This window comes from Streptomyces durocortorensis (genome assembly GCF_016901035.1).
In the GTDB taxonomy this organism is placed as follows: Bacteria; Actinomycetota; Actinomycetes; order Streptomycetales; family Streptomycetaceae; genus Streptomyces; species Streptomyces durocortorensis.
Map to the genome: position 1 here is coordinate 1 of NZ_JAFEUF010000394.1, position 3875 is coordinate 3875.

At 74.3% G+C, this 3875-nt stretch carries 2 protein-coding genes and 1 pseudogene; all 3 read right to left on the reverse strand.

The window, feature by feature from the left end; genetic code table 11:
* On the reverse strand, positions 1–1519 hold a 1519-nt coding region (locus JS521_RS34415), incomplete at its 3' end, for an ArnT family glycosyltransferase (protein WP_205086804.1).
* A complete protein-coding gene (locus JS521_RS34420) occupies positions 1516–2751 on the reverse strand; it encodes a bifunctional glycosyltransferase family 2/GtrA family protein (RefSeq protein WP_307848003.1) in 1236 nt (411 codons plus the stop codon). The genes JS521_RS34415 and JS521_RS34420, both read right to left, overlap by 4 nt.
* 223 nt (positions 2752–2974) lie before the next feature.
* Positions 2975–3667, reverse strand: a pseudogene (locus tag JS521_RS34425) (sensor histidine kinase); the annotation flags it as partial.
* Positions 3668–3875: the final 208 nt, after the last annotated feature.

Below are 3875 nucleotides of genomic sequence, written 5' to 3' on the forward strand. Positions count from 1 at the left end.
CACCGCCCCCGGGCCCGCCCATGCCGAAGCCGCCCGCCGAAGGACCGGCGGTCACGATCGACCCCTGGTGGCCGCTGTTCACGGTGGAGACGGCGTACGCGGCCGGCCCCGCCAGCGACGCCGCACAGCTCAGCCCCACCACGGCGAGGGCCAGGCCCCGCCCGCCGAACCGTCCCACGACCAGCAGCCCGAGCGCTCCGACCAGCCCGGCCGCGAGCACCGCCCACCGCAGCCACGGCAGGTGGTCCGGCGTGCGGCCCAGCAGGACGTACGCCCAGAGGACCGTCACGACGACCGTGCCCGCGAGCACCGCACGCGGCCACCAGGCCGAGCGCTCCTCCCAGAGCACCACCGCCCCCATGGCGACGAGCGCCGCGATGTACGGGGCGAGGGCCACGGTGTAGTACGCGTGGAAGATCCCGGCCATGAAGCTGAACACGGCCACGGTCATGAGCAGCGCCCCGCCCCAGGCGACGAACGCGGCCCGCGCGGAGTCGGTACGCGCCGCCTTCCGGGTCAGCCAGAGACCGGCCGCCAGCAGGATCAGCGCGGCGGGCAACAGCCAGGCGATCTGGCCGCCGACCTCGGAGTTGAACATCCGCCCGATGCCGGTCTCGCCCCAGCCACCGCCGCCTCCGCCCCCACGGCCGCCACCTCCGCCGACGCTCCCGGTCTCCTCGCCGTTGATCCGGCCGAGCCCGTTGTAGCCGAAGGTCAGCTCCAGGAACGAGTTGTTCTGCGAGCCCCCGACGTACGGCCGCGAGGACGCCGGCATCAGCTCGACGATCGCGACCCACCAGCCACCGGCGACGACCATCGTCAGCGTGGACAGGGCGAGTTGGCCGAGCCGCTTGCGTACGGGAACGGGTGCGCACACCGCGTACAGCACGGCCAGCGGCGGCAGGATCAGGAACGCCTGGAGCGTCTTCGTCAGGAACGCGAGCCCCACCGCCGCCCCCGCCCACAGCAGCCACTTCGTCCGCCCCTGCTCAAGCGCCCGCAGCAGGCACCACACGGTGACGGTCATCAGCAGGGCGAGCAGCGCGTCCGGGTTGTTGAAGCGGAACATCAGCGCGGCGACCGGCGTCAGCGCGAACACGCCGACCGCGATCAGCCCGGCGACCGGCCCGAAGCGACGCCGTACGGCGGAGTTGAGCACGGCCGCCGTGGCGAGGGCCATCAGGACCTGAGGGGCCAGGATCGCCCATGAGTTGAGCCCGAAGAGCCGTACGGAGAGGGCCATCGGCCAGAGTGCGGCGGGCGGCTTGTCGACGGTGATCGCGTTCGCGGAGTCCAGCGAGCCGAAGAAGAGGGCCTTCCAGCTCTGGCTGCCCGCCTGAACGGCGGCGGAGTAGAAGGAGTTGGCGTAGCCGGAGGCGCTGAGGTTGTAGAAGTACGCGAGGCCGACGGCGAGCAGCAGCCCGTACAGCGCGGGGCGTGCCCAGCGGGGGCCGGTGCCGGGTTCGGGTTCCGGAGGTGCGTCGGCGTTCGTGATCGTGGTCGTCGTGGTCGTCGTCATCGGATGTCCTCGGAGTCAGGGGCACGGTCGCGGGCCGGAAAGACCCAGGCGCGCAGGAGCAGGAAGCGCAGCACGGTGGCCGCGAGGTTGGCGGTGATCAGCACGGCGAGCTCGGTGGAGTGCGAGGGCGAGCCGTGCGAGGGCGAGACGGAGGCCGCGCCGAGCGCCGCGAGCGAGCCGCTGGTCAGCGCGAGGCCGATGGCGAAGACCACCAGGCCCTGCGCCTGGTGGCGGACGGCCCCGCCCCGGCCGCGTACGCCGAAGGTGAGCCGGCGGTTGGCGGCGGTGTTGGCGACGGCGGAGACGAGCAGCGCGCCGCCGTTGGCGAACTGCGGACCGACGCCGAGCCGGAAGAGGGAGTAGAGCGCGAGGTAGAAGAGGGTGGAGAGGACGCCCACGGCACAGAATCCGATGAGCTGGCGGGCGAGCCCGCGCTCCACCCCGGTCAGCGCCCGGTCGCGCGGGTCGTCCCCGAAGGGCCGGGCCAGCCGGTCCAGCGGCAGCGCGCCGACGGCCAGCGCCCGTCCCACCCGCCACACGCCTTTCAGGTCCTCGGCGGCCGTCCGCACGATGTGGACCGTCGAGTCGGGGTCGTCGATCCAGTCGACGGGCACCTCGTGGATGCGCAGCCCGGCCCGCTCGGCGAGGACCAGCAGCTCGGTGTCGAAGAACCAGCCGCTGTCCTCCACCATCGGCAGCAGCCGCTCGGCCACCTCGCGCCGGATCGCCTTGAACCCGCACTGGGCGTCGCTGAACCCGGCGGCGAGGGACGAGCGCAGGATCAGGTTGTAGGCACGCGAGATGAACTCCCTCTTCGTTCCCCGCACCACCCGCGAACTCCGGGCGAGCCGGGACCCGATGGCCAGGTCGGAGTGGCCGGAGATCAGCGGGGCGACCAGGGGGAGGAGGGCGTTGAGGTCGGTGGAGAGGTCGACGTCCATGTAGGCGAGGACGGGCGCGTCGGACTCCGCCCAGACCGTACGCAGCGCCCGCCCGCGCCCCTTCTCCTCCAGCCGTACGGACCGCACCCCGGGCAGTTCCGCGGCGAGCGCGGCGGCCACGGCCGGGGTGGAGTCGGTGCTGGCGTTGTCGGCGACGGTGATGCGGAAGGGGTACGGGAAGGTCCGCGCGAGATGGCCGTGGAGGCGGACCACGCAGGGGTGGAGGTCCTTCTCCTCGTTGTACACGGGGACGACGACGTCGAGCACGGGGGCGGCGGGGGCCGCGGACACCCGCGGGGGGGGGGGGGGGGGGGGCCCCCCCCGCCCCCCCGGGGGGGGGGGCGCGCCCCCCCCCGCCCCCCCCGCCGTCCCCGCCTTCCCTGCTGCTACTGCGGCGGCCGGTCGTTCCGGGGCCGCTCCGGAGGTTGCTGTCGGTGGTCATGCTCCGACATTCGCCAACCGCGCTGTCACGCCGGTGTGGTGAGCCTGTCCCCGACCTGTGAGTCCGCGCGGATCACGTCGTGGCCCGCCGGTACGTCGTCCGTCGATCCGTCGATCCGTCAATCCGCCGTCCGCCGTCCGCCGATCCGTCGTCCGCCGGCAGCTCGACCGCGAACACCGTGCGGCCCGGCCGGGACTCCACCCGTACCCGCCCGCCGTGCGCGGAGACGACGGCCTGCACAATGGCGAGGCCGAGCCCGGTGGATCCGGTCGCCGCTTCCGTACGGGCCCCGCGCGAACGCGAGGCATCGCCCCGGGCGAACCGTTCGAAGACATGCGGCAGCAGCTCCGCCGGAATCCCGGGCCCGTCGTCCCGCACCTCCAGCGTGACCGGCCCCCCGTCGCGTACGGGCGGCCGCACGGAGACCGTCACGGTGGTACCCGGCGGGGTGTGGGTGCGGGCGTTGGCGAGCAGGTTGACCAGCACCTGCTGGAGCCGGTCGGGATCGGCGCGTACGGTCACGGGCTCGGCGGCCTCCGGCAGTTCGAGCCGCCACCGGTGCACGGCGTCCGCATCCGGCCCTCCCGTGTCAGCCGCCCGGGCGTCGCTCACCGCGTCCACGACGAGCGGCAGCAGATCGGTGCTCCCGTATGAGAGCGGACGCCCGGCGTCGAGCCGGGCCAGCAGGAGCAGATCCTCCACCAGACCCGTCATCCGGTCCGCCTCCGACTCGATCCGCCCCAGCGCGTGCCGGGTCACCGGGTCAAGGTCGACCCGCCCCGGCGCGTGCCGGGTCACCGGGTCGAGGTCAACCCGCTCCAGCGCGTGCCGGGTCGCCGGATAGGGGTCGATCCCCTCCGGGCCCGCCCCCGTGTGCCGGGCGGCCGGATCAGGCCCCGAGCCCCCCCCCCCCCCCCCGGCCCGGCCGCCCGCGGGGGGAGAGGAGGTGGGGGGGGGCGCCCCCGGTGGGTAT